General features: G+C 63.8%; 22 protein-coding genes. 5 read left to right on the top strand and 17 right to left on the bottom strand.

Annotated elements, in window-relative coordinates; translation table 11 throughout:
* Positions 1–10: 10 nt before the first annotated feature.
* Positions 11–439, bottom strand: a complete 429-nt coding sequence (locus tag NKJ37_RS03045) for a hypothetical protein (protein WP_352772613.1) — start codon at positions 437–439, stop codon at positions 11–13.
* A 263-nt stretch (positions 440–702) separates the two neighbouring features.
* On the opposite strand from NKJ37_RS03045, the gene NKJ37_RS03040 reads away from it, so the two are divergent.
* Positions 703–1065: a hypothetical protein gene (locus tag NKJ37_RS03040; protein ID WP_127297677.1), complete on the top strand. Its 363-nt coding sequence runs from the start codon at positions 703–705 to the stop codon at positions 1063–1065.
* 62 nt (positions 1066–1127) lie between these two features.
* Here NKJ37_RS03040 and NKJ37_RS03035 read toward each other — a convergent pair whose 3' ends face one another.
* Together NKJ37_RS03035 and NKJ37_RS03030 are read right to left on the bottom strand one after the other, a co-directional pair.
* The gene (locus NKJ37_RS03035; protein WP_352772609.1) at positions 1128–2345 is read right to left on the bottom strand and encodes a GGDEF domain-containing protein; all 1218 of its coding nucleotides are present in this window, start codon (positions 2343–2345) and stop codon (positions 1128–1130) included.
* Positions 2346–2420: 75 nt separating this feature from the next.
* Complete coding sequence (locus tag NKJ37_RS03030; protein WP_352772606.1) at positions 2421–3617, bottom strand: GGDEF domain-containing protein; 1197 nt, start codon at positions 3615–3617, stop codon at positions 2421–2423.
* A 159-nt stretch (positions 3618–3776) separates the two neighbouring features.
* On the opposite strand from NKJ37_RS03030, the gene NKJ37_RS03025 reads away from it, so the two are divergent.
* Complete coding sequence (locus NKJ37_RS03025) at positions 3777–4094, top strand: hypothetical protein (protein ID WP_352442073.1); 318 nt, start codon at positions 3777–3779, stop codon at positions 4092–4094.
* A gap of 39 nt (positions 4095–4133) precedes the next feature.
* Here NKJ37_RS03025 and leuC read toward each other — a convergent pair whose 3' ends face one another.
* The 7 genes from leuC to rplS form a co-directional block, all read right to left on the bottom strand.
* Positions 4134–5543 (bottom strand): 3-isopropylmalate dehydratase large subunit, encoded by a 1410-nt coding sequence (gene leuC, locus NKJ37_RS03020; RefSeq protein WP_127297674.1) that lies wholly within the window; start codon positions 5541–5543, stop codon positions 4134–4136.
* A gap of 271 nt (positions 5544–5814) precedes the next feature.
* Entirely contained in the window at positions 5815–6450 is a 636-nt protein-coding gene (locus tag NKJ37_RS03015; protein ID WP_352442072.1) for a class I SAM-dependent DNA methyltransferase, read from the bottom strand.
* A 54-nt stretch (positions 6451–6504) separates the two neighbouring features.
* Entirely contained in the window at positions 6505–7317 is an 813-nt protein-coding gene (locus NKJ37_RS03010) for an amino acid ABC transporter permease (RefSeq protein ID WP_352772602.1), read from the bottom strand.
* A 210-nt stretch (positions 7318–7527) separates the two neighbouring features.
* A complete protein-coding gene (locus NKJ37_RS03005) occupies positions 7528–8325 on the bottom strand; it encodes a transporter substrate-binding domain-containing protein (RefSeq protein WP_352442070.1) in 798 nt (265 codons plus the stop codon).
* Positions 8326–8501: 176 nt separating this feature from the next.
* Positions 8502–9005, bottom strand: a complete 504-nt coding sequence (locus NKJ37_RS03000; protein ID WP_352442069.1) for a MarR family winged helix-turn-helix transcriptional regulator — start codon at positions 9003–9005, stop codon at positions 8502–8504.
* Positions 9002–9436: an organic hydroperoxide resistance protein gene (locus NKJ37_RS02995; protein ID WP_023811268.1), complete on the bottom strand. Its 435-nt coding sequence runs from the start codon at positions 9434–9436 to the stop codon at positions 9002–9004. The genes NKJ37_RS03000 and NKJ37_RS02995 overlap by 4 nt, the downstream gene beginning before the upstream one ends.
* A 140-nt stretch (positions 9437–9576) precedes the next feature.
* On the bottom strand, positions 9577–10125 hold the full coding sequence (gene rplS / locus NKJ37_RS02990) for a 50S ribosomal protein L19 (protein WP_023811269.1): 549 nt from the start codon (positions 10123–10125) through the stop codon (positions 9577–9579).
* Between the two features lie 328 nt (positions 10126–10453).
* Here rplS and NKJ37_RS02985 point away from each other — a divergent pair, with 328 nt between their 5' ends.
* Positions 10454–11206 carry a sulfite exporter TauE/SafE family protein gene (locus NKJ37_RS02985; protein WP_128304257.1) on the top strand — a complete coding sequence of 251 codons (753 nt, stop codon included), beginning with the start codon at positions 10454–10456 and terminating at the stop codon, positions 11204–11206.
* Here NKJ37_RS02985 and trmD read toward each other — a convergent pair.
* Together trmD and rimM are read right to left on the bottom strand one after the other, a co-directional pair.
* Positions 11188–11892 carry a tRNA (guanosine(37)-N1)-methyltransferase TrmD gene (gene trmD / locus NKJ37_RS02980; protein ID WP_128304258.1) on the bottom strand — a complete coding sequence of 235 codons (705 nt, stop codon included), beginning with the start codon at positions 11890–11892 and terminating at the stop codon, positions 11188–11190. The two genes, NKJ37_RS02985 and trmD, sit on opposite strands and share 19 nt — an antisense overlap.
* On the bottom strand, positions 11889–12488 hold the full coding sequence (rimM, locus tag NKJ37_RS02975) for a ribosome maturation factor RimM (RefSeq protein ID WP_128304259.1): 600 nt from the start codon (positions 12486–12488) through the stop codon (positions 11889–11891). Before rimM ends, trmD begins: the two co-directional genes overlap by 4 nt.
* Before the next feature lie 399 nt (positions 12489–12887).
* Here rimM and NKJ37_RS02970 point away from each other — a divergent pair, with 399 nt between their 5' ends.
* Together NKJ37_RS02970 and NKJ37_RS02965 are read left to right on the top strand one after the other, a co-directional pair.
* Positions 12888–13826: a tyrosine recombinase XerC gene (locus tag NKJ37_RS02970; protein WP_128304260.1), complete on the top strand. Its 939-nt coding sequence runs from the start codon at positions 12888–12890 to the stop codon at positions 13824–13826.
* A gap of 122 nt (positions 13827–13948) precedes the next feature.
* The gene (locus tag NKJ37_RS02965) at positions 13949–15019 is read left to right on the top strand and encodes a TraB/GumN family protein (protein ID WP_352772753.1); all 1071 of its coding nucleotides are present in this window, start codon (positions 13949–13951) and stop codon (positions 15017–15019) included.
* Positions 15020–15021: 2 nt separating this feature from the next.
* Here the strand turns inward: NKJ37_RS02965 and NKJ37_RS02960 are convergent, their stop codons facing one another.
* From NKJ37_RS02960 to odhB, 5 genes are all read right to left on the bottom strand, one after another.
* On the bottom strand, positions 15022–15744 hold the full coding sequence (locus NKJ37_RS02960; RefSeq protein ID WP_352759304.1) for a DUF2867 domain-containing protein: 723 nt from the start codon (positions 15742–15744) through the stop codon (positions 15022–15024).
* A 400-nt stretch (positions 15745–16144) separates the two neighbouring features.
* Positions 16145–17551: a dihydrolipoyl dehydrogenase gene (gene lpdA, locus NKJ37_RS02955; RefSeq protein WP_352772598.1), complete on the bottom strand. Its 1407-nt coding sequence runs from the start codon at positions 17549–17551 to the stop codon at positions 16145–16147.
* Positions 17552–17574: 23 nt separating this feature from the next.
* Entirely contained in the window at positions 17575–18330 is a 756-nt protein-coding gene (locus NKJ37_RS02950) for an SDR family oxidoreductase (protein ID WP_127296321.1), read from the bottom strand.
* Positions 18327–18845 (bottom strand): hypothetical protein, encoded by a 519-nt coding sequence (locus NKJ37_RS02945; protein ID WP_023811279.1) that lies wholly within the window; start codon positions 18843–18845, stop codon positions 18327–18329. Before NKJ37_RS02945 ends, NKJ37_RS02950 begins: the two co-directional genes overlap by 4 nt.
* Before the next feature lie 58 nt (positions 18846–18903).
* Positions 18904–20184, bottom strand: coding sequence for a 2-oxoglutarate dehydrogenase complex dihydrolipoyllysine-residue succinyltransferase (gene odhB / locus NKJ37_RS02940; protein WP_023811280.1), 1281 nt, complete (start codon positions 20182–20184; stop codon positions 18904–18906).
* Positions 20185–20218: the final 34 nt, after the last annotated feature.

Genomic DNA, 20218 nt, shown 5'->3' with positions numbered 1-20218 from the left:
GAGATCGGCGCTAGCGTTTGCAGGTCTGCGGCGTCGACCCCTTCTTCATCACCAGTGCCTCGCGTCCGTCGATCACGATTGCGTCATGCGTGGCCGTCTGGTAGCGGCTGGTCTGGTTGGCGGGCGACGCCGCAAACTCCTCGGTCGCGCCGTCGGACCCGACCACACGCAACGATGTACCAAGATTTTGGATGGAAATCATACCGTTGTTGCCGCATCTGTAGGTGGCCGTGCCTATGCCGGATCGCGGCGCGGTAAGGTCGGTGATGATCTTGGTTGCATCTGCCGGAGGCGCCACGGCTGCGACGGACTGCTGAGCCGGTGCAGGTGAGACGACGACGGTATTGGCCGCCTTCGGCGCGCTGTCCTGCGGCACACAGGCAGCGACGACACCGAGCAACGGGAAAACGGACACCCAAATCGGCCGGCGTAGCGCCATATGCTGTCCTCCCGCGCGGCAAACCAGCCGCCATGCTTTGCCAAGATCAAGGTCATCCGACGCCGAGACGGACACCAGCCGCGATGGTGCGGCCGGGCATGGCCGAATGATGGCCGCCAGGTTTTCCATCCAGTCGGATATTAACGGATATTAACCATGTTTACCGAGACATTGCAGCTAAACGCGCCGGCCCTCTTAACAAAGGTTAAGAAAACGTTAATTTCTGATTCGAGGAGGCTTTCCCTCAAGACACGGAGGACGCCATGCGTTCGAATTCGGGCAGATCCCGCCTTGCTGCGCTCATCGTGACGGCGTCGGTCGTCGGCCTTGCAGCGCCAGCGCTTGCCGGCGCGCGGCATCAGGATCGCGTCTACGCCGATTCCTTCGGCAACCTCGTCGTCGACAGCGCCGCTGGCTACAAGCGCATCATCGTCGGCGAAGGCAGGCTGGCCAAGCAGCTTTCCGACTACACCAGCGCCGGCCAGCCCAAGGTGATCTACGAGAACGAAGCCGACGAAATCAGCGGTTACAGCGATTGCTACCGGCCGCCGGTGCTGGTGAAGGGCCGCTCCTATATGTACGGTCTCTCCGATGGCGAGATGCCCGAGCTCAGCCCCTGCCGCTAGACTCTTTGTTTGGACGCAATTTCCAAGGGAAAGCGCTATGCGCTTTTCCCGGGAAAACCGTTTCACACTTTTCCTGAAATTGCTCTGGCTTCCATTCCGGCTGACGACCAATTGCCGGCAGGCCCGGCGGAGACGCGCACGCAATCGCGCCCGGCATTCTTCGCCTGATAGAGCGCCTGGTCGGCGCGCCGCATCAGATCGGCAAAGTCTTCGCTCGGATGAAGTTCGGCGACGCCGAAGCTCGCGGTGCAGCGGTTGTCAGCCGGCAGCCCGTCGATGGGCAGCCCGCCAAAGGCGCTGCGCGTGCCCTCGGCGAACAGCCGCGCCGCGGCAAGGTTGGTTCCCGGCAGGATGATGGCGAACTCCTCGCCGCCGATGCGGCCGGCAACGTGATGCGCGGCGGCGGCTTCGCGCAGGAAGCCTGCAAAAATCTCGATCACCCGGTCGCCTGACGCATGGCCGAAACTGTCGTTGACGCTCTTGAAATGATCGAGGTCGGCAATGACCAGCGCGAACGGCACGCCTTGCCGCATCGCGCCAAGCACCGCCAGCTCGGCATGGCGGGTGAAGCCGCCGCGGTTGAGCAGGCGCGAAAGCGTGTCCGTCTCCGACTTCGACGTCACTTCGGCAAGCACGTCGCGAACCAGGATGGCCAGCATCAGCAGCGCCAGCGCCAGCGCAAAGACAGTGCCGAGCGATTGCGACACCAGCGCGTAGTTGCTTTGCAGATAGGCCTGCGGATTGGCGCCCCAGCCGCCGAGCGCATGCGCGATGAACGGCTTGGAGGCAAACTGCAGGCCGCTCGCCGCCAGCACGGCCATCAATATGCGATCGAGACGGTCAAGCTTTTGCCTCGATGACCAGACGATGGCCAGCCCGACGAACTGCATGACCGCATAGGGAAGCTGGTAAGCCATGATGCGGATGAGCGACTGGCGAGGCAGGTCCTGCACGAAATACACGGCTATGGTGGTGGCCAACAGGAAAAACAGCATCGGCTTCCAGGGCGGCGCCACGCCGTATTTGCGGGCAAGCCCGCCATTGAACGCAATGGTGGCGCCAAGGAAGACCGCGAAGGCGGCAACGACCGGGAGCCGCGCGTCGGCAAAAGCGGGAATGGAGAATTCGATGGCCGAATAGGCCATGCCCAGCAGATAGCCAAATGCCAGCCAGCGCGCCGGCGCCCGGCCGACATCGTGGAAGGCGACCGCCATGAAGGATGCCGCCAGCAGGCCGGCAACCGACAGATTGATCAACAGGATGAAGTTGGCGCCGCTCATGTTCTCCCGCACCCGCGCCGACAGCTAATCATCGACGGGCGAAGAAGACGTTAACGCCGTCCCGGCCGGACAGATTCAGCCGGTCTTGAGCGGCTCCGGCAGGAACGCCGTTTCCGGCCGCTCATAGGACAGGCGTACACTGTCGCGGCCGTTCTTCTTGGCTTTGTAGAGCGCATCGTCGGCACGGCGCATCAGCGGCTCCAGCGCCTCGCCACCGCTGCGGGCCGCCACGCCGAAGCTTGCCGTCACCTTCGTTCCCTGGGGAAGCCCGTCGACATGGCCGGCCGAATAGACGGTGCGCACCGCTTCGGCGAACAGCCGCGCCGCCGCAAGATCGCTGAGGGGCAGCAGCACCGCGAATTCCTCGCCGCCGATACGCCCGGCAACACCGCGCGCGCCGGCCGCCGACCGAAGCTTGGCGGCGAAGTCGGCGATCACCCGATCGCCCGCCCCATGCCCATGCACATCGTTGAGCGCCTTGAAGTGATCGAGGTCGGCCAGCACCAGCGCGACCGGGAACCGGGCCGAGGCGCAGTGCTGCAAGAGCCGCATGCCTCGCTCCGCGAAGCCACGCCGGTTGAGCAGGCCCGACAGGGGGTCGGTATAGGTCTCGGTCTTCAATGCCTTCAACACGTCGAGTGCCGCGGCGGAAAACAGGCACAGCGCGATGAGCAGCGAGAGCAGCGCGTGCGACAGCAGCGCCGTCGTCCAGTAGGACGAGCCATAGAACCCGTCATAGCTGGCGAAGGGCCCATGCGCGATGACGACGGCAAGGGTGCGCACGAAGAAATTGACGCCCGACAGCAGCGACAGCACGAACAGGATTTTTTCGGTCGGGCCGTTGTTGCGTACCGGGCGCAGTTCGGCGGCAACCAGAAGGCTGATGCCGCCGAATGCGAAATTCATCGCCAGGATGCGCCAGGTGAGATCCGGCGCGACGAACAGGAACCAGCATAACGACGCCAGGCCGCCGCCCGCCAACACGGCGATCCCCACAGAGGGCACCTTGCGGCCATAACGGTGAATGACGGCGCTGGACAGGCAGCAGGCAGCGATGGTGAAGCAGATGTTCGACGTAAGCTTGGTCAGCGGCATCCCGATGGGCAAGGTGAAATACTGGAGCAGGAAGCCAGCCGCCGAGAGACTGTAGCTGATCGCCAGAACGGCCAGATAGGGGCGGTGGCGCTGATAGGACCATAGCACAAGGAACGCCGCGCCGAGCGCCAGCGCGATCGTCGGGTTGAGCAGCGCAATGAGCAGACCCGTGTCCAACCGACTGTGACTTCCCCTAGCTTACGTCAGGGAAGAGCTTAGAGGGCAAGCCCAAACAAGCGGTTAAGCCATGCGGCAAGCAGGACCGCCGCCTCAAAATAATGTCAGGGAACCGCAGTCTCCGGTCAGCGTTCCTCCGTTCACAATCTGGAGCGACCCATGGCCGACACAATCACACTGACCAACCACGATGCGATCCGCTCATGGGCTGCCGGGCGCGCCGGCTTTCCCGCAATCGTCGACATATCGCCGGAGGCGGGGACGCAGCCCATGTTGAGGCTGGTCTTCGGCCAGCATGCCTATCAGGACCAGGACCAGCCTGAACGGCCGCTCAATGCGGGAGGTTATGAGCTCGTCGAATGGGACGAATGGTTCAAGCTCTTCGAGGAACAACAGCTTGCGCTTGTGGTCGCGGCCGAACAGCCGGGACGCCGCGAGGAGTTCCACGAACTCGTCCGCCGCGACGGAAAGAGCTGACCCGAGCCGGGCGCGGCTCGGGTTCTGTTCAAATCCGGGTTACTTCCACTCCCGGATGTCGACGAAGTGGCCGGCAATCGCCGCCGCGGCCGCCATCGCCGGCGACACCAGATGGGTGCGGCCCTTGAACCCTTGCCGGCCCTCGAAATTGCGGTTCGAGGTCGAGGCGCAGCGTTCATGCGGCTTCAGCCGGTCGTCGTTCATGGCAAGGCACATCGAACAGCCCGGCTCGCGCCAGTCGAAACCGGCGGCGACAAAAATCTTGTCGAGGCCTTCGGCTTCCGCCTGTTCCTTGACCAGTCCGGAGCCCGGCACGATCATCGCATCGACATGCGGGCTGACTGTCTTGCCTTCGACCACCTTGGCGACGGCGCGCAGATCCTCGATGCGGCCATTGGTGCAGGAACCGATGAAGACGCGATCGAGCGTGATGTCGGTGATCTTGGTGCCCGGCGTCAGCCCCATATAGTCGAGCGCGCGCTGCTTGGAGGTGCGCTTGTTTTCATCGGCGATGTCGTCCGGGTTCGGCACGATGCCTTGCACCGACACCACATCCTCGGGCGACGAGCCCCAGGAGACGATCGGCGGCAGCTTGGCCGCGTCGAGCACGATCACCTTGTCGAAATGCGCGCCCTCGTCGGACTGCAGCGTCTTCCAGTATTCGAGTGCCGCATCCCAGGACGCGCCCTTCGGCGCGCGAGGCTTGTCCTTGACATAGGCGAAGGTCGTCTCGTCGGCGGCGATAAGGCCGGCGCGCGCACCGCCTTCAATCGACATGTTGCAGATCGTCATGCGGCCTTCCATCGACAGCGCACGGATCGCCTCGCCGGCATATTCGATGACATAGCCGGTGCCGCCGGCGGTGCCGATCTCGCCGATGATGGCCAGGATGATGTCCTTGGCGGTGACGCCCTGCGGCAGCTGGCCGTCGACACGCACGAGCATGTTCTTGGCCTTGCGCTGGATCAGCGTCTGTGTCGCCAGAACATGCTCGACCTCGGACGTGCCGATGCCATGCGCCAGCGCGCCGAAAGCGCCATGCGTCGAGGTGTGGCTGTCGCCGCAGACGATGGTCATGCCGGGCAGAGTAAAGCCCTGCTCCGGACCGATGATGTGGACGATGCCCTGGCGAATATCGTTCTCGGAATAATATTCGACGCCGAAATCCCTGGCGTTCTTGGCCAGCGCCTCGACCTGGATACGGCTTTCCTCGTTCTTGATGCCGAACTTGCGCTCGGGTGAGGTCGAGACATTGTGATCGACCACGGCCAGCGTCTTTTCCGGATGTCGGACTTTACGGCCGGTCATGCGCAGGCCTTCGAAGGCCTGCGGGCTGGTCACTTCATGGACCAGGTGGCGGTCGATGTAGAGCAGGCAGGTGCCGTCGTCCTGGCGGTCGACGACATGGTCGTCGAAAATCTTGTCGTAGAGGGTGCGCGGTGCGCTCATGTGCGTAAATCCGTCGATATGAGAATGGGAAAGAGCAGACGCCTGACTTGCGGCCCGGCGAAAACGACCTGGACAGGTCGGCCTAGGGTAGTCGGCTGGTCAGCGCCCCGGACACGCGCGCGGAAAAGCGCGACGGCAGGCGTTTCCTGTCCTGCAGCACGAACCCCTTGTAGGCCGGATCGCCAAAAAGCTCTTCCATGGCGTGGTTCATACCAATGTTTTGGGTTTTCGGCAATTGCGGCGTGTCTTCGCAGAACCCAAACCTCTCCGCTCAGATCACTTCAAACACAAACGTCTTCACCAGCGCTTCGGGCTCGGCGATCGCATAGCAGCGGAACCACGGGCTTTCCTCGACCGGTCGCCATTTCCCAGCTTGCTCCAGCTCATCGAACACGGCTTGAAAGCCGCCACTTTCGAACACCTGGTCACGCACGGTGAAGATGGCATGGCCACCCTTGCGGGTGATGCGCACCAACTCGCGCAGGCTAGAGGCCGGCGCATGGCTGATGGTGAACACGCCGGTCGAGAAGAAGGCGCGGAAGTGGCCGTTAGGCCATGGCAACGTGTCGCCCAGCATTGCCTGCTTCAGTTCGCTGTAGGCATTGCGGCTGCCGGCGATCTTCAGCATATCGTGCGAGAGGTCGAGCCCCGCAATGTCGCGGTAACCGAGCGCCTTCAGCGACGGTCCCGACAGGCCAGTGCCGCAGCCGGCATCGAGCAAGGGGCCATCGCCCGCCGGCACATGGCGCGCCACCCAGGCGGTGATCAGGAAAGGCAGGAGGTAGCCGAGCGAGGCGGTCTCGCTGTCATAGGTCGCGGCCCATGCGGCATAGGCCTCTTCAAGCGCTTCCGGCGTGTCGGCCGTGTAGACGGAATCCAGCGCCGCATTGGCTTTGTCGACGATCATGGGACCTCCTCAACGGGAATGCTCGGGGATCGTAATGCTGTCTTCGCCGAAAAACTATTCCTCGTGCTGACGGCGCAGCCGCCGCTCCAGCGCCCTGAGCGCCAGCGACAGTCCGACGGTCAGGATGAGATAGATGTAGGCCGTTATCGAATAGGTCTCGAAGAAGCGAAAGGAGCCGGCGGCGTAAACCTTGCCCATCTGCGTGATGTCGGCAACGCCGAGCACCGAGACCAGCGAGGAATCTTTGACCAAAGCGACGAAATCATTGCCGAGCGGCGGCAGGATGGTGCGGATTGCCTGTGGGAACACGATCAGCCGGAAGCGCTGAGCGCGGGTCAGCCCAAGCGCCTTCGCCGCCTCGATCTGGCCCTTCTCCACCGACTGGATGCCGGCCCGGAAAACCTCCGAGATGAAAGCCGAATAGCCGATGGTCAGCGCCATGATGGCGCGCCAGAGCAGCGACACGTCGCGCACCAAAAGCTCGCCGAACAGGCCGGCACTTTGCAGCGGCGCGGTCAGCGCGTTCCAGGCCGCGACGAAAGCCGGTGCACCGGCAAAGGCGATCCAGAACAACAGCACCAGGATCGGCACGCCGCGGATGATCTCGACATAGAAGCGCGCGATCTGGCGCAGCCAGCGCGAGCCGGACATTCCCATCAGCCCGATGCCGAGACCCATGGCCGATGCCAGCACGAAGGCGATCACGGTGACGAAGATGGTGACGCCGATGCCCTTGGCGACCGTGGCGAACACCTGGGCATAGAGGTTGCTGGTGGCGACGAAGACGGCCACCGCGATGGCGAGGACTGCGGCAACGACGAGCCACCAGGGGAAGTCGGCTTTGGAGGAAGAGCAAGGGACCTGCATCAGAAGGATTGCGCCAAGGCACCCCCCTCTGGCCTGCCGGCCATCTCCCCCGCAAGGAGGGAGATTGGCAGCTTCAATGCCCGCGCCTTTTCTTCAATGCTGGAGGTACGCGAAGGCAGGGCGGACAGCTGATCTCCCCCCTTGCGGGGGAGATGCCCGGCAGGGCAGAGGGGGGTGTTCAAGCACCGTGTCTGCGTGAGGTTCAGCGAACTACTGCCCCATCTTGTAATCAAGAAACCATTTCTTGTTGAGCGCATCGAGGGTGCCGTCGGCCTTCAGCGCCGCGATGGCCGCGTTGACCGGCTTCACCAGGTCCGAACCCTTCGGGAAGATAAACCCAAAATCCTCGGTGCCGAGCGGTCCGCCGATCAACTTCAGCTTGCCTTCGGAGGCATCGACATAACCCTTGCCTGCGGTACCATCGGTCAAAACAACATCGACGTCGCCTGATTTCAGCGCCTGCACCGTCGCGCCGAACGTCTCGAACAGTTTGATGCGCGGGTTCTGCTCATTGCCGTCGAGCACGCTGTAGACGGCGGTGTAGAAGGGCGTGGTGCCGGCCTGCGCGCCGACCAGCCCGTCCTTGAAGGCGCCGAAGGTCTTGGCGTCGGTGAAGCGGCTCTCATCGCCGCGCACCAGCATGAACTGTTCCGAGCGCATATAGGGGTCGGAGAAATCGACCTTCTCCTTGCGGTCGTCCTTGATGGTGATGCCGGTCATGCCGATGTTGTACTGGTTGTCGGAAACCGCCTGGATCATCGCGTCCCAGGAAGTGTTCTGGTACTCGACCGTGAAATTCAGCCGCTTGGCGATCTCGTTCATCGCGTCATATTCCCAGCCGATCTGCTTGCCGGTCTTGGCATCGATGAACTGCAGCGGCGGATAGGCGTTTTCGGTCACAACCACCACCTTTTTGCCGCCGAGGTCGGGCAGCGCCTGCGCAAAGGCGGCAACGGGCACCAGGACGAGGGCAAGCAGGCCCGCCAGCAGCAGTTTCGATTTGGTCATGACACACTCCCCGGGAATTGATGACCCGGGCATGGCCGGGCTTGCAGGAAAATCCGGCGCCGACTTTAGCTTTCCGCAAGCGTCATGCAAGACGCTCTGCCGTGTCGCCTGGGGCGAAATCGGATTCCAATGCTCTCGATCGGAAGATTCCGGGAGATCCGTGCCTTGGCCGGCGGTCAGTCAGCCGCCGGTGCCTTGGCGTCCGTCTCGCGCAGCCCAGCAATGAGCTTGGCCAGGATGTGGTGCAGGCCATCCAGTTCGACCGCGCTGAGGCGGGGAAATTGGCAGAGTATCTGGACAGCAACGTCTTTGGCGGGCCCGCGTAGCGACTGTCCCTTGGCTGTCAGCTCCAGAAGCACCCGGCGCTCGTCGGCAGCGTCGCGCCGGCGGGTGATGAAGCCGCCCGCCTCCAGCCGTTTGAGCAGGGGTGTCAGCGTCGCCGAATCGAGACCCAGCACCTCGCCGAGCCCACCCACCGTGCGTGGCGCTCGCTCCCACAGCGCCATCATCGCCAGATATTGCGGATAGGTGAGGCCGAGCGGTTCGAGCAACGGCCGGTAGAGCCGTGTCATCAGCCCGCTAGCCGAATAGAGGGCGAAGCAGATCTGGTCGTCGAGTTTCGGCACCCCGGCGAAATCCGCCGAGGCCTGCGTGGTATCGTCCGTCTGTTTTGTGTTCATGCTGCCTTTGCCGGAAGCGCCTTAGCCGAAAGCGCCACCTCGATGTTGCCCTTGATGGCGTTGGAATAGGGGCAAACCTGGTGCGCCGCCGATACAAGCGCTTCCGCCGCCGCCTGATCAAGACCTTTTGTTTCCGCTGCCAGCGAAACGCCGAGCACAAATCCGCCCTGCGCATTGCTGTGCAGGCTGACATTTGCCGTCACCGAGGCATCCTGCAGCGGCAGTTTCTGCTTGCCGGCGATGAAGCGCATGGCGCTTTCGAAGCAGGCGGCATAGCCGGCGGCGAAAAGCTGTTCGGGATTGGTGGCGCCACCTTTGCCGCCAAGCTCCTTGGGCATGGCAAGATCGAGGCTGAGCAAGCCATCATCGCTCTGGACATGGCCGGCGCGGCCGCCGACGGCGCGGGCTTGGGTAGAATACAATGCAGGCATTTCATTTCTCCATTTAAATCGTGCACGATTGTTTAGTACACGATGTAAATCGAGTCAACCGCCGACTTTTCCGCCAGCCAGCCCCCGGAAACGAAAAAAGGCGGCCGAAGCCGCCTTTTCAAACTTGCTCGCCGAAAAACTTATTCGGCGGTGGCTGCTTCGGCTGCCTTTGCGGCTTCAGCTGCCTCGGCGGCGGCCTTCTTCTCGGCGGCGTCCTGAGCGGCCTTCTCGACGGCCAGGGCCTCGGCGGCTGCCACCTTCTCGGCCTCGATGCGGGCCTTCTCGGCGTTCAGAGCATCGCGCTCCTCGTCGTTCAGCTTGCGGGCGCGCACGCCGGTGTTTTCCGAAATACGGGCCGATTTGCCGCGACGATCGCGCAGGTAGTAGAGCTTGGCGCGACGCACCTTGCCGCGGCGAACGATTTCAACGCCTTCAACCATCGGCGAGTAGACCGGGAACACGCGCTCGACGCCTTCGCCGTAGGAAATCTTGCGAACCGTGAAGTTCTCCTGGAAGCCGGCGCCTGCGCGGGCGATGACGACGCCCTCATAGGCCTGGACGCGGGTGCGGGTGCCTTCGGTCACGCGGACCTGGACGCGCACGGTGTCGCCGGGCTGGAATTCGGGAAGCTTGCGCTTGGCTTCGATCTTGGCGGCCTGTTCGGCCTCGAGCTGACGGAGAATATCCATCTCAAAAGTCCACTTCTTGTTCTTCCGACAGTCAGAGCGTCCGACACTCGCCTTGCAGTTCCATTGACCGCTTGGCTATGCCCTTTGTCTCCAAGACATTTGTCTTTGAAACATCAGGCAGGGGCGACTACACCGTCATTGTTGACGGGTCCGGCAGATTCTTTCTGGCCGGTACGGGCGGGCACATACAGCTATTTCGCCGCTTTGTCACGCCTTGGCAGCGCATTTTCTGCTCGCATGGCACCATCGTAATCCTGCCGTGCCGGGTTGCGCCGGTCGTTCAGGCTTTCTAAGCCTGAAATAACACAGTTTTGAGCGGCCGCAATTCATGTCTGTCTTCGATGCCATCCTGCTCTTTCTGGCGGGCTTTCTGTCAGGCGCCGCCAATGCGGTCGCCGGTGGCGGCACCTTCATCACCTTCGGCGCCATGACGTTGGTCGGCCTGCCGCCGATCGTCGCCAACGCCACCTCCTCGGTGACGCAATTTCCAGGCTACATCACCTCGACCCTCGCCTACTCGGCCGATATCAGGCATTTCTGGCGCAGCGCACTGCTGCTGTGCCTGATCTCGGCCGTGGGCGCACTGGCCGGCGCTCTGATCCTTTTGGCGCTCGACAATCCGTCGTTTCGCGCTCTGGTGCCGTGGCTGCTCTTGGCCGCGACAGCGCTGTTCGCCGCCGGCCCCTGGCTGAAACCAGTGCCGAAGCTCGGCCATGAAGCGGCGGTGGGCTCGCTCGCCGGCTTCCTGGCGCAGTTTCTCACCGCCATCTATGGCGGCTTCTTCGGCGCCGGCATGGGCGTGATGATGCTGGCGACGCTCGGCCTCACCCAAGCCGGCGACTATCACCGGCTGAATGCGTTGAAGAACATGCTGGCCATGGTCATCGCCGCGGTCGCGATCGTCGTCTTCGTCTCGGGCGGCGTCGTCGCCTGGCCGCAGGCGATCATCATGATCCCGGGCGGCGCGCTCGGCGGCTATGCCGGCGTCTGGATCGCCAAGCGCGTGCCGCAAAACGCGGTGCGCGGCTTCGTCGTCGCCGTCGGCCTGTTTCTGGCTTTCTATTACTTTTGGAAAGGCTGAGCGGCGGCGCCCAACAAATCAGGACGCCGCTCTTTCGTCAGCGCTTCCGACTGCGCCCGCCGCCATGCGGCGATCTTCTTGTGATTGCCCGAGATCAGCACCTCGGGAATCTCGCGCCCTTCAAACTCCTGCGGCCGCGTATAGTGCGGATGTTCGAGCAGGTCGTTCTCAAAGCTTTCTTCCTCGCCCGACACCGCGTTACCCATCACGCCCGGCAACAACCGCACCACCGCATCGAGCAGAACGAGCGCTGCCGGCTCGCCGCCCGAGAGGATGTAGTCGCCGATCGAGACTTCCTCTAATCCCCGCGCGTCGATCACCCGCTGGTCGATGCCTTCGAAGCGGCCGCACAAGATGACCGCGCCCGGCCCGGCGGCCAGTTCGCGCACGCGAACCTGGGTCAGCGGCTTGCCGCGCGGGCTCATCAGCAGCCGAGGCCGCAGGTCGCCTTCCGGCGAAGTGTGGTCGATGGCTTTCGCCAGCACGTCGGCGCGCATCACCATGCCGGCGCCGCCGCCGGCTGGCGTGTCGTCGACGGTGCGATGACGGTCGGTGGCGAAGTCACGGATCTGGATCGCCTCCAGCGACCACGTGCCGGCCTCGAGCGCCCGGCCGGCCAGCGACAGGCCGAGCGCGCCGGGAAACATCTCGGGGTAAAGCGTCAGCACCGAAGCGGAAAAACTCACCGGTTGCCCCCGGCATCGCTCGGTCCGCGCGGCCTGCCCTTCGGATCGAAGTCTTCCTCTCGCGGGCCGTCGCCATCCTCGTCCTCGACAAGTCCGGCCGCCGCCGGGTCGACGCGGACGAAACCCTCGGCGATCGACACTTGTGGCACGGCAGCCTGTGTGAACGGGATCAGCACGCCCTTGCGCCCGCCCAGCGTCACGTCGAGAATGTCGCCGCCGCCGAAATTGTGCACCGCGACGATCTTGCCGAGTGCGGCACCCGTCTCGTCGCGGACTTCGAGGCCGACGAGGTCGGCATGGTAGAACTCGTCTTCCTCGCCGTCGTCCGGCAGCATCGAACGGTCGACGAACAGCTCCGTGCCGGCCAGCGCCTCGGCCGCGTTGCGGTCGGCAACGCCCTTGAAGCGGACCACGACGACGGTGTTGGCGGGCCTGATGTCGATGATCTGGAAGGCGCGGCCGTCACGGGCGTAGAGCGGGCCGTAGTCGGCCAGCGCCAGCGGTTCACCGGTGAAGGTCTTCACCCGCAATTCGCCCTTGATGCCATGGGCGGCGCCGATCACGGCCATCTGGACAGGGTTCTGGAGCTTGCTCATGGCGCTTCTACCTTCGTCATCCACGGGCGGAGCAGGCGCGAAGCGACTGCGCAGACCCGAGGATCCATTCCGTTACAGCGACCAAAAAGCACGGCAGTTCAGAAAGGGTCACGAGTCTCGTTCCTGCCAAATCTCCATCTGCGGACACGTCGCATTGTCCGCCGCGAATATTTGTAACTTCTGTACCGCAGCAACGCTCGCAGGTCACGGCATGGATCCTGGGGTCTCCGCGACGTCGCTTCGCTCCTGCTGCGCCCCAGGATGACGAAGGGGGCGGGCATTTCAGCCAATCACCAAGGTTGCGACCTGCCACCAATCGATGGTTTCCTAACCCCTGTCGGCGGTCATTTCAATGAGGGTCTTCACCGCTTCCTAACCCGAATACCCGAAAATGCCGCCATGCAGGAATTCCTGATCCCGGCCAAACCCGATCTCCAGGCGGCGCGCGAAAGCTGGCTGAAGATGCTCGCGCGAGAACGTCGGCTGTCGCCTAAGACGGTGGAAGCCTATGAGCGCGACACGCGCCAGTTCCTGCATTTCCTCACCGGCCATTGCGGCGGCTCGCCCGGCATTTCGGACATCGCCGATCTGCGCCCGGCCGATCTGCGCGGCTTCCTCGCTGCACGGCGCAATGCCGGCGCCGGTGCCCGCACGCTGGGCCGGGGTCTCGCGGGCATTCGCTCACTGCTGCGTTTCCTCGAGCGGCGCGGCCTCGCCAATGCGGCCGGTGCGGCAGCCCTGCGGGCGCCGCGCCAGCCCAAATCGCTGCCCAAGCCGCTGACGGCGAGCGACGCCAAGCATATCGTTTCCATCGAAGGCCAATTGGCGGAAGAACCCTGGATCGCGGCCCGCAACGCCGCTGTGCTGACACTGCTCTACGGCTCCGGCTTGCGCATTTCCGAGGCGCTCGGCTTGGCCGGCGCCGACCTGGCGTCGGCGACCGACACCGTGCTGCGCGTCACCGGCAAGGGCGGCAAGACGCGACTGGTGCCGGTGCTGCCGGTGGCGCTCAGGGCAATCGCCGAATATCGCCGGCTCTGCCCCTATCATCTCGACCCCAAGGGCCTGCTGTTTCGCGGCGCCCGTGGCGGTCCGCTCAACCCGGCCATCGTCCAGCGCGACATGGCCAAACTGCGCTCGGCGCTCAACCTGCCCGATACCGCGACGCCGCATGCGCTGCGCCATTCCTTCGCCACGCATCTGCTCGGCCGCGGCGGCGATTTGCGCACCATCCAGGAACTGCTCGGCCACGCCAGCCTGTCGACGACGCAAATCTACACCGGCGTCGACACCGCTAGGCTGCTCGAGATTTACGAATCAGCCCATCCACGGGCATGAACCCTTCAATTTCGCAGTACCAATTAACCGTTTTGCCGCTTTTCGGTTCTAGACTGACCATGATCCCGAAAAGTGGGACCCGGTTTTCGGAAAAGATCATGGTCAAACATGAAGACAAAACCATGAAACGCGTCATCGCCATCGCCGACCGTGCAGCTTCCGTGTCGCTGAAGCTGCTCGTCGCGCTCAATGTTTTGTTCTTCCTGTCGTTCCTCGCCGTGCTGCTGTTCGCGGCCGGCAAGGCGCATGCCGGAATCCCGACCTGCACCGGCGCCGACATGCTGTCGGCCTTGCAGAAGAACGATCCGGCGACCTACCGCAAGATCGAAGCGGAAGCCGCAGCGACACCGAACGGCAAGGGCCTGTTGTGGAAGCTGGAGAAGCCCGGCGAGAAGCCGTCCTTCCTGTTCGGCACCATGCATATGACCGACCCGCGCGTCACCACGCTGCCTCCCGACGCGCAGAAAGCCTATGACGCCGCCGGCACCATCGTCATCGAAACCACCGACGTGCTCGACAAGCAGAAGATGATGGTCGCGATGCTCCAGGAGCCGGACCTGATGATGTTCACTGATTCGACGACGCTGGCGTCGCTGCTGTCGCCCGACGATGCGGCGGCCATGAACGCCGCGCTCGACGCACGCGGCATTCCTCCGGCAACGGTTGCCAAGATGAAGCCGTGGATGCTCTCGGCCATGATGGCACTGCCGGCCTGCGAGCTGGCCCGCCAGTCAGGCGGCGCCCCGGTGCTCGATGTCAGGCTGGCGCAAGGTGCGAAGGCTTCCGGCAAGCCGGTGGAAGGATTGGAGACGGCTGAAAGCCAGCTGCGGGCCATGGCCTCGCTGCCGCTGGCGTTTCACATGAAGGGTCTCGTCGACACGCTGAAGCTCGGCGATAAGATCAACGACATCAACGAAACCATGATCGTGCTCTACCAGCGCGGCGACACCGGCATGTTCTGGCCGCTGTTTCGCGTGGCCATGCCGGATGGCACGGACGACCCCGCGGGCTATGCGGTGTTCGAGGAAACCATGATCACCAGCCGCAACAAGGTGATGGTCGAGCATGCCGAACCGATCCTTGCCAGGGGCAACGTCTTCATGGCGGTCGGCGCCCTCCACCTTCCCGGTCCCGAAGGCCTCGTCGAGGATTTCCGCAAGGCCGGTTACACCGTCACGCCTGTAGGCCTGTGACCTTATCTGATCTGGGCCAGCATCGCCGGAACGACGATCCGGTGGAACGGCATGATGATCGCGAGATAGGCGCGCCCGAGCCAATTGTGCGTCTTGACGATCGTCGTCGCGGCCACCTCTTGCCGGCCCACGCCAAGATCCCTGACTTCGACCAGGACACGGAAATCGAGATGCCGGTCGTCGAGGCCAAGCACGACCTTGCCGGGAGACTGGCTGATAAGCGGAAAGATCCCGATCTTGCCGCCCGGCAACACGGCAGGTTCCAGGCCCGTCTTCAGCCGGAATGGCCTGACGGCAAGATTGCGCAGCGCTATGAGCCTTCCAACCCAGCGCGGCGTTTGCCCCAAAGCCCGTTCGGCGGCGCCGAGAGCGGTCAATGAAAGACCTTCGGTGACCAGCACATAGCGGTCGGCGAACTGGGCGCCGGCAAGAGCGTCGTGGGGGTTCGGGACAATCAGCGCTGTGGAATTCATCGCGGCAAAATCCTCTGAATCGACCATAGCAGGCACGGACTTGGCGCGCTGCGTGGCGAAACGACGCCATTCCGGCTCCGGAACGGCGGATTGTCCTTGTTTTTGGCGTTTTCCAACCCTAGCGTGAAACCAGTTCAATGATTGCGCGTTGTATGGTGTTGATTGATATTTTTCATCCACGGAGGACACTTTTATGGCGAACGCACCGAATCCAAACGACCCGTTCAATCCCAACACCACCAACACCACCATCAAGCAGAGTGGTGGCGGCGGTAGTGGCTGGCTGATTGCGCTGGTCGTCGTTATTCTGGCGGTTGTCGCGTATTATGTTTTTGGAAGAAGCGGTGAGCACCCGGCACCCGCCGAGCCGCCGGCGGCCAGCACACCGGCCCCCGCGCCCGCACCGGCAGAACCGATGAAGCCAGCCGAACCGGCGCCTGCACCTGCACCTGCACCTGCTCCGGCCCCTGCAGAACCGGCCCCGGCCCCAGCGCCCGCACCGGCTCCAGCGCCGGCTCCTGCCGCACCGGCCAACTGATCGGTTCGATATCAAATACGAACGGCCCGCTGAAAGCGGGCCGTTTTGGTTAGTGGTGTCACCGTGCCTTCGTCATCCTCGGGCTTAACCCGAGGATGACGAAGCATTGGCCTTTTAGATGTGGATGGGCTTGAAGAACGTGGCCAGCGCCGCCTCCTTGATCGCCTCCGACATCGTCGGATGCGCATGGCAGGTGCGGGCGAGATCCTCCGACGAGCCGCCGAACTCCATCAGCACCGCCGCCTCGTGGATCATCTCGCCTGCGCCGAAGCCGACAATATGCACGCCGAGCACGCGGTCGCTTTGCTTGTCGGCGAGGATCTTCACAAAACCGACGGTGTGCAGCATGGCGCGCGCCCGGCCATTGGCGCTGAACGGGAACTTTCCGACCTTGTAGTCGATGCCGGCCTTCTTCAACTCTTCCTCGGTCTTGCCGACCGAGGCGATTTCCGGGCTGGTGTAGACGACGCTCGGAATGACGTCATAGTTCACGTGGCCGGCCTGGCCGGCAATGGTTTCCGCCACCGCCACGCCCTCGTCCTCGGCCTTGTGTGCCAGCATCGGCCCGGCGATGACATCGCCGATGGCATAGATGCCCGGGACATTGGTCTTGAGATGGCCATCGGTCTTGACCCGGCCGCGCTCGTCGACCTCGACGCCGGCTTCCTTCAGCCCGAGACTGTCGGCATAGGCCCGGCGCCCGGTGGCGATCAGCACGGCATCGGCCTCGATCGTCTCGGCGGCGCCGCCCTTGACCGGCTCGAAGGTGACCGCGGCACCCTTCTTGGCCTTGGCGACGCCGGTGACCTTGGCGCCGAGCTTGAACTCGAAGCCCTGCTTTGAAAGCAAGCGCTGGAACTGCTTGGAGACCTCGCCGTCCATGCCGCCCAGGATGGTGTCGAGGAATTCGACCACGGTGACTTTGGCGCCGAGCCGCGCCCACACCGAGCCGAGCTCGAGGCCGATGACACCGCCGCCGACCACCACCAGATGGCCGGGCACCTTGTCCAGCGACAAAGCGCCGGTCGACGACACGATCACCTTCTCGTCGATGTCGACCTTGACGCCGGGAATGCCGGCGACATCAGAGCCGGTGGCGATGACGATGTTCTTTGTCTCGATCTCCTCGACTCTATCGTCCTCGCCGGTCACCGAGACCTTGCCGGCCGCGACCACCTTGCCGGTGCCGCGAAAGCTGTCGATCTTGTTCTTCTTGAACAGGAAGGCGACGCCGTTGACGTTCGACGACACCGTCGCATCCTTGTGCGCCATCATCTTCGTCAGGTTCAATTTCGGCGCTGGTATCTCGATACCGAGCGCGTCGAAGGAATGGCCGGCTTCGGCGAACATCTCGGAGGCATGGAGCAGCGCCTTCGACGGAATACAGCCGATGTTGAGGCAGGTGCCGCCGAAGGTCGCGTTCTTCTCGACCACCGCAACGCTGAGCCCGAGCTGCGCCGCCTTGATGGCGCAGACATAGCCGCCCGGTCCCGATCCGATGATAACGACGTCATAAGCCATGTTTGTTTCCCTTTGCTTGGCGCTCAGCGGCCGCCGCTTACATTCAGGATCGCGCCCGTCGTATAGGACGCGGCGTCGGATAGAAGATAGAGAACCGCGCCCGCGACTTCATCAGCCGTGCCGGCTCTTTTCATCGGCAGCAGGTCGCGGAACCGCTCTATCCTGTCCGGCTGCCCGCCGGAGGCATGGATCTCGGTATCGATGAGGCCGGGCCGCACCGCATTGACGCGAATGCCTTCCAGTGCGACCTCACGGGCGAGCCCGACGGTGAACGTGTCGATGGCACCCTTGGAGGCGGCATAGTCGACAAATTCGCCCGGCGAGCCCAATGTCGCTGCCGCCGACGAGATGTTGACGATCGATCCGCCCGCCCCCCCATGACGGGTCGACATGCGCTTCACCGCTTCGCGGGCACACAGGAACGAGCCGACGACATTGATGCGCATCATGCGCTCCAGCCGCGCGACGTCCATCTCGTCGACACGCGCCTTGACGTCGACGATGCCGGCATTGTTGACGAAGGCGTCGAGCCGGCCATAGGCGCGGTCGACGGCCTCGAACATGGCCACGATATCGGCCTCGCTGCCGACATCGCCCTTGACGGCTAAGGCCTCGCCGCCGCCGGCCTTGATCTCGGCGACCACTGCGTCAGCGGCAGCCTGGTTCGAGGCATAGTTGACCGCCACGCGGTAGCCGGCTTTCGATCCTAGCCGGCAGACCGCGGCGCCAATGCCGCGGCTGCCGCCGGTGACCAGCAGCACCTTTTTCGCCTCGCTCATTCCTGGCATCCCTTCAAGACAAACACATCCCACGGCACTTTCGAAAACCCGCTGCCGCCATAGGCCGAGGATTGGCGCAACGCCGGCCCGAGGTCCGGCAGGATCAGCGTCTTCGGCGCTTCGACCCCTTCGGCCGGCAGCAGTCCGATGTTGCCCTTGTCATCCGACGTGTAGATGACGCCATGCCAGGGCGTGCAGGCAGCAAGCTCCTCGCCGGTGACGTCGCCTTCGGGGCATTTGTACATCAGCGCGCCGTTCGGCCGCGACACGCCTTCGTTCCACATAACGATACCGTTGAGCACCACATTGTTGTCGAGGATCATGCGGAAGCTGTTGGTGACGGTCGCCGAGGTGCCGGTCGGCGTGAAATCGATTTCGCTGCCGCTCTGGGCGTCGCCATAGACGGCGAGCTCGATCGGACAGGCTGCATGGGCGCCGGCGGTGGCCAGCACCATGCCGGCCGCGATCGATGCGATCGAAAGCACCTTGGAAAGGCTAAGGGAACGGGTCGTCATTCTGCCGCGCAGATCCTTCCTCCGGCACGCATTCCAACAGCCGGATCAGCACCAGACCTCAGAGATCGAGTACCAGCCGTTCCGGATCCTCCAGGCTTTCCTTGACGCGGACCAGGAAGGTCACCGCTTCCTTACCGTCGACGATGCGGTGATCGTAGCTGAGTGCCAGGTACATCATCGGCCGGATCACGATCTGGCCGCCGACCACGACAGGCCGCTCCTGGATCTTGTGCATGCCCAGAATGCCCGACTGCGGCGCGTTGAGGATAGGCGTCGACATCAGCGACCCGTAAACGCCACCGTTGGAAATCGTAAACGTCCCGCCTTGCATGTCGGCGACCGACAGCTTGCCGTCGCGGGCGGCGATGCCCAGCCGGCCGATGTCCTTCTCGATCTCGGCGATCGACATCTGGTCGGCATTGCGCACGACCGGGACGACGAGGCCCTTTTCGGTGCCGACGGCGACGCCGATATGGGCATAGTTCTTGAAGATGATGTCGGTGCCGTCGATCTCGGCATTGACCGAAGGGATTTCCTTCAGCGCGTGGGTGACGGCCTTGGTGAAGAAGCCCATGAAGCCGAGCTTCACGCCGTGCTTCTTCTCGAACACGTCTTTGTATTTGGTGCGCAGCGCCATCACCGCAGACATGTCGACCTCGTTGAAGGTGGTCAGCATGGCGGCGGTCGACTGCGCTTCCTTGAGGCGGCGCGCGATGGTCTGGCGCAGCTTGGTCATGCGCACGCGCTCCTCGCGCGAGGCGTCGTCGCCGGAGGATGGCGCGCGCACGGCAACCGGTGCAGGTGCCGCCTTGGGCGTCTCTGCCGGCTGTGACGGCGCGCCTTTGGAGATGGCGTCGAGCACGTCGCCTTTCAGCACCTGGCCACGCTTTCCCGAACCGGAGATCTGGTCGACCGAGAGATTGCTTTCGGCGATCAGCTTGGCCGCGGCCGGTGCCGGCGGCATGGTGCGCGGTTCGACCGGGCCGGCGTCGCCGGCAATCTTGGCGGTCTCGGCCGCGGCCTGCTTGCCGGTCGATGCGGCATCCGGCGACGAGGCCTGCGACACCGCCTGCGGCTTGGTAGCCGGAGCGGCGGCCGCGCCACCTGCCGAAATCGAACCGAGCAGCGCGCCGACACCGACCGTCTCACCTTCCTTGACGGTGATCTCACCCAGCGTGCCGGCGGCGGCGGCAGGCACCTCCACCGTCACCTTGTCGGTCTCGAGCTCGACCAGCGGTTCATCGGCGGCGATTGTATCGCCAACCTTCTTGAACCATTTGCCGACGGTCGCTTCAGTGACGGATTCGCCGAGAGTGGGAACGCGGATTTCGGTAGCCATTGTGCCTGTCCGTTTTCTTTCGGTTCTGTTGTTC

It is taken from the genome of Mesorhizobium sp. M0140 (assembly GCF_040322475.1).
Lineage (GTDB): Bacteria > Pseudomonadota > Alphaproteobacteria > Rhizobiales > Rhizobiaceae > Mesorhizobium.
The sequence above is the reverse complement of the archived record's forward strand: the minus strand, read 5'-3'. Positions and strand labels throughout refer to the sequence as shown.

Coding starts and splice junctions, on each gene's coding strand:
- NKJ37_RS03005 (WP_352442070.1), bottom strand. CDS start 8,325: ATGACCAAATCGAAACTGCTGCTGGCGGGCCTGCTTGCCCTCGTCCTG.
- NKJ37_RS02945 (WP_023811279.1), bottom strand. CDS start 18,845: ATGACGACCCGTTCCCTTAGCCTTTCCAAGGTGCTTTCGATCGCATCG.
- rimM (WP_128304259.1), bottom strand. CDS start 12,488: ATGAGCAAGCTCCAGAACCCTGTCCAGATGGCCGTGATCGGCGCCGCC.
- odhB (WP_023811280.1), bottom strand. CDS start 20,184: ATGGCTACCGAAATCCGCGTTCCCACTCTCGGCGAATCCGTCACTGAA.
- NKJ37_RS02960 (WP_352759304.1), bottom strand. CDS start 15,744: ATGGTGGTGTTGGTGGTGTTGGGATTGAACGGGTCGTTTGGATTCGGT.
- NKJ37_RS03025 (WP_352442073.1), top strand. CDS start 3,777: ATGGCCGACACAATCACACTGACCAACCACGATGCGATCCGCTCATGG.
- NKJ37_RS02985 (WP_128304257.1), top strand. CDS start 10,454: ATGTCTGTCTTCGATGCCATCCTGCTCTTTCTGGCGGGCTTTCTGTCA.
- NKJ37_RS02995 (WP_023811268.1), bottom strand. CDS start 9,436: ATGCCTGCATTGTATTCTACCCAAGCCCGCGCCGTCGGCGGCCGCGCC.
- lpdA (WP_352772598.1), bottom strand. CDS start 17,551: ATGGCTTATGACGTCGTTATCATCGGATCGGGACCGGGCGGCTATGTC.
- NKJ37_RS02950 (WP_127296321.1), bottom strand. CDS start 18,330: ATGAGCGAGGCGAAAAAGGTGCTGCTGGTCACCGGCGGCAGCCGCGGC.
- leuC (WP_127297674.1), bottom strand. CDS start 5,543: ATGAGCGCACCGCGCACCCTCTACGACAAGATTTTCGACGACCATGTC.
- NKJ37_RS03040 (WP_127297677.1), top strand. CDS start 703: ATGCGTTCGAATTCGGGCAGATCCCGCCTTGCTGCGCTCATCGTGACG.
- rplS (WP_023811269.1), bottom strand. CDS start 10,125: ATGGATATTCTCCGTCAGCTCGAGGCCGAACAGGCCGCCAAGATCGAA.
- NKJ37_RS03015 (WP_352442072.1), bottom strand. CDS start 6,450: ATGATCGTCGACAAAGCCAATGCGGCGCTGGATTCCGTCTACACGGCC.
- NKJ37_RS02970 (WP_128304260.1), top strand. CDS start 12,888: ATGCAGGAATTCCTGATCCCGGCCAAACCCGATCTCCAGGCGGCGCGC.
- NKJ37_RS03045 (WP_352772613.1), bottom strand. CDS start 439: ATGGCGCTACGCCGGCCGATTTGGGTGTCCGTTTTCCCGTTGCTCGGT.
- NKJ37_RS03035 (WP_352772609.1), bottom strand. CDS start 2,345: ATGAGCGGCGCCAACTTCATCCTGTTGATCAATCTGTCGGTTGCCGGC.
- NKJ37_RS03010 (WP_352772602.1), bottom strand. CDS start 7,317: ATGCAGGTCCCTTGCTCTTCCTCCAAAGCCGACTTCCCCTGGTGGCTC.
- NKJ37_RS02965 (WP_352772753.1), top strand. CDS start 13,949: ATGAAACGCGTCATCGCCATCGCCGACCGTGCAGCTTCCGTGTCGCTG.
- NKJ37_RS03000 (WP_352442069.1), bottom strand. CDS start 9,005: ATGAACACAAAACAGACGGACGATACCACGCAGGCCTCGGCGGATTTC.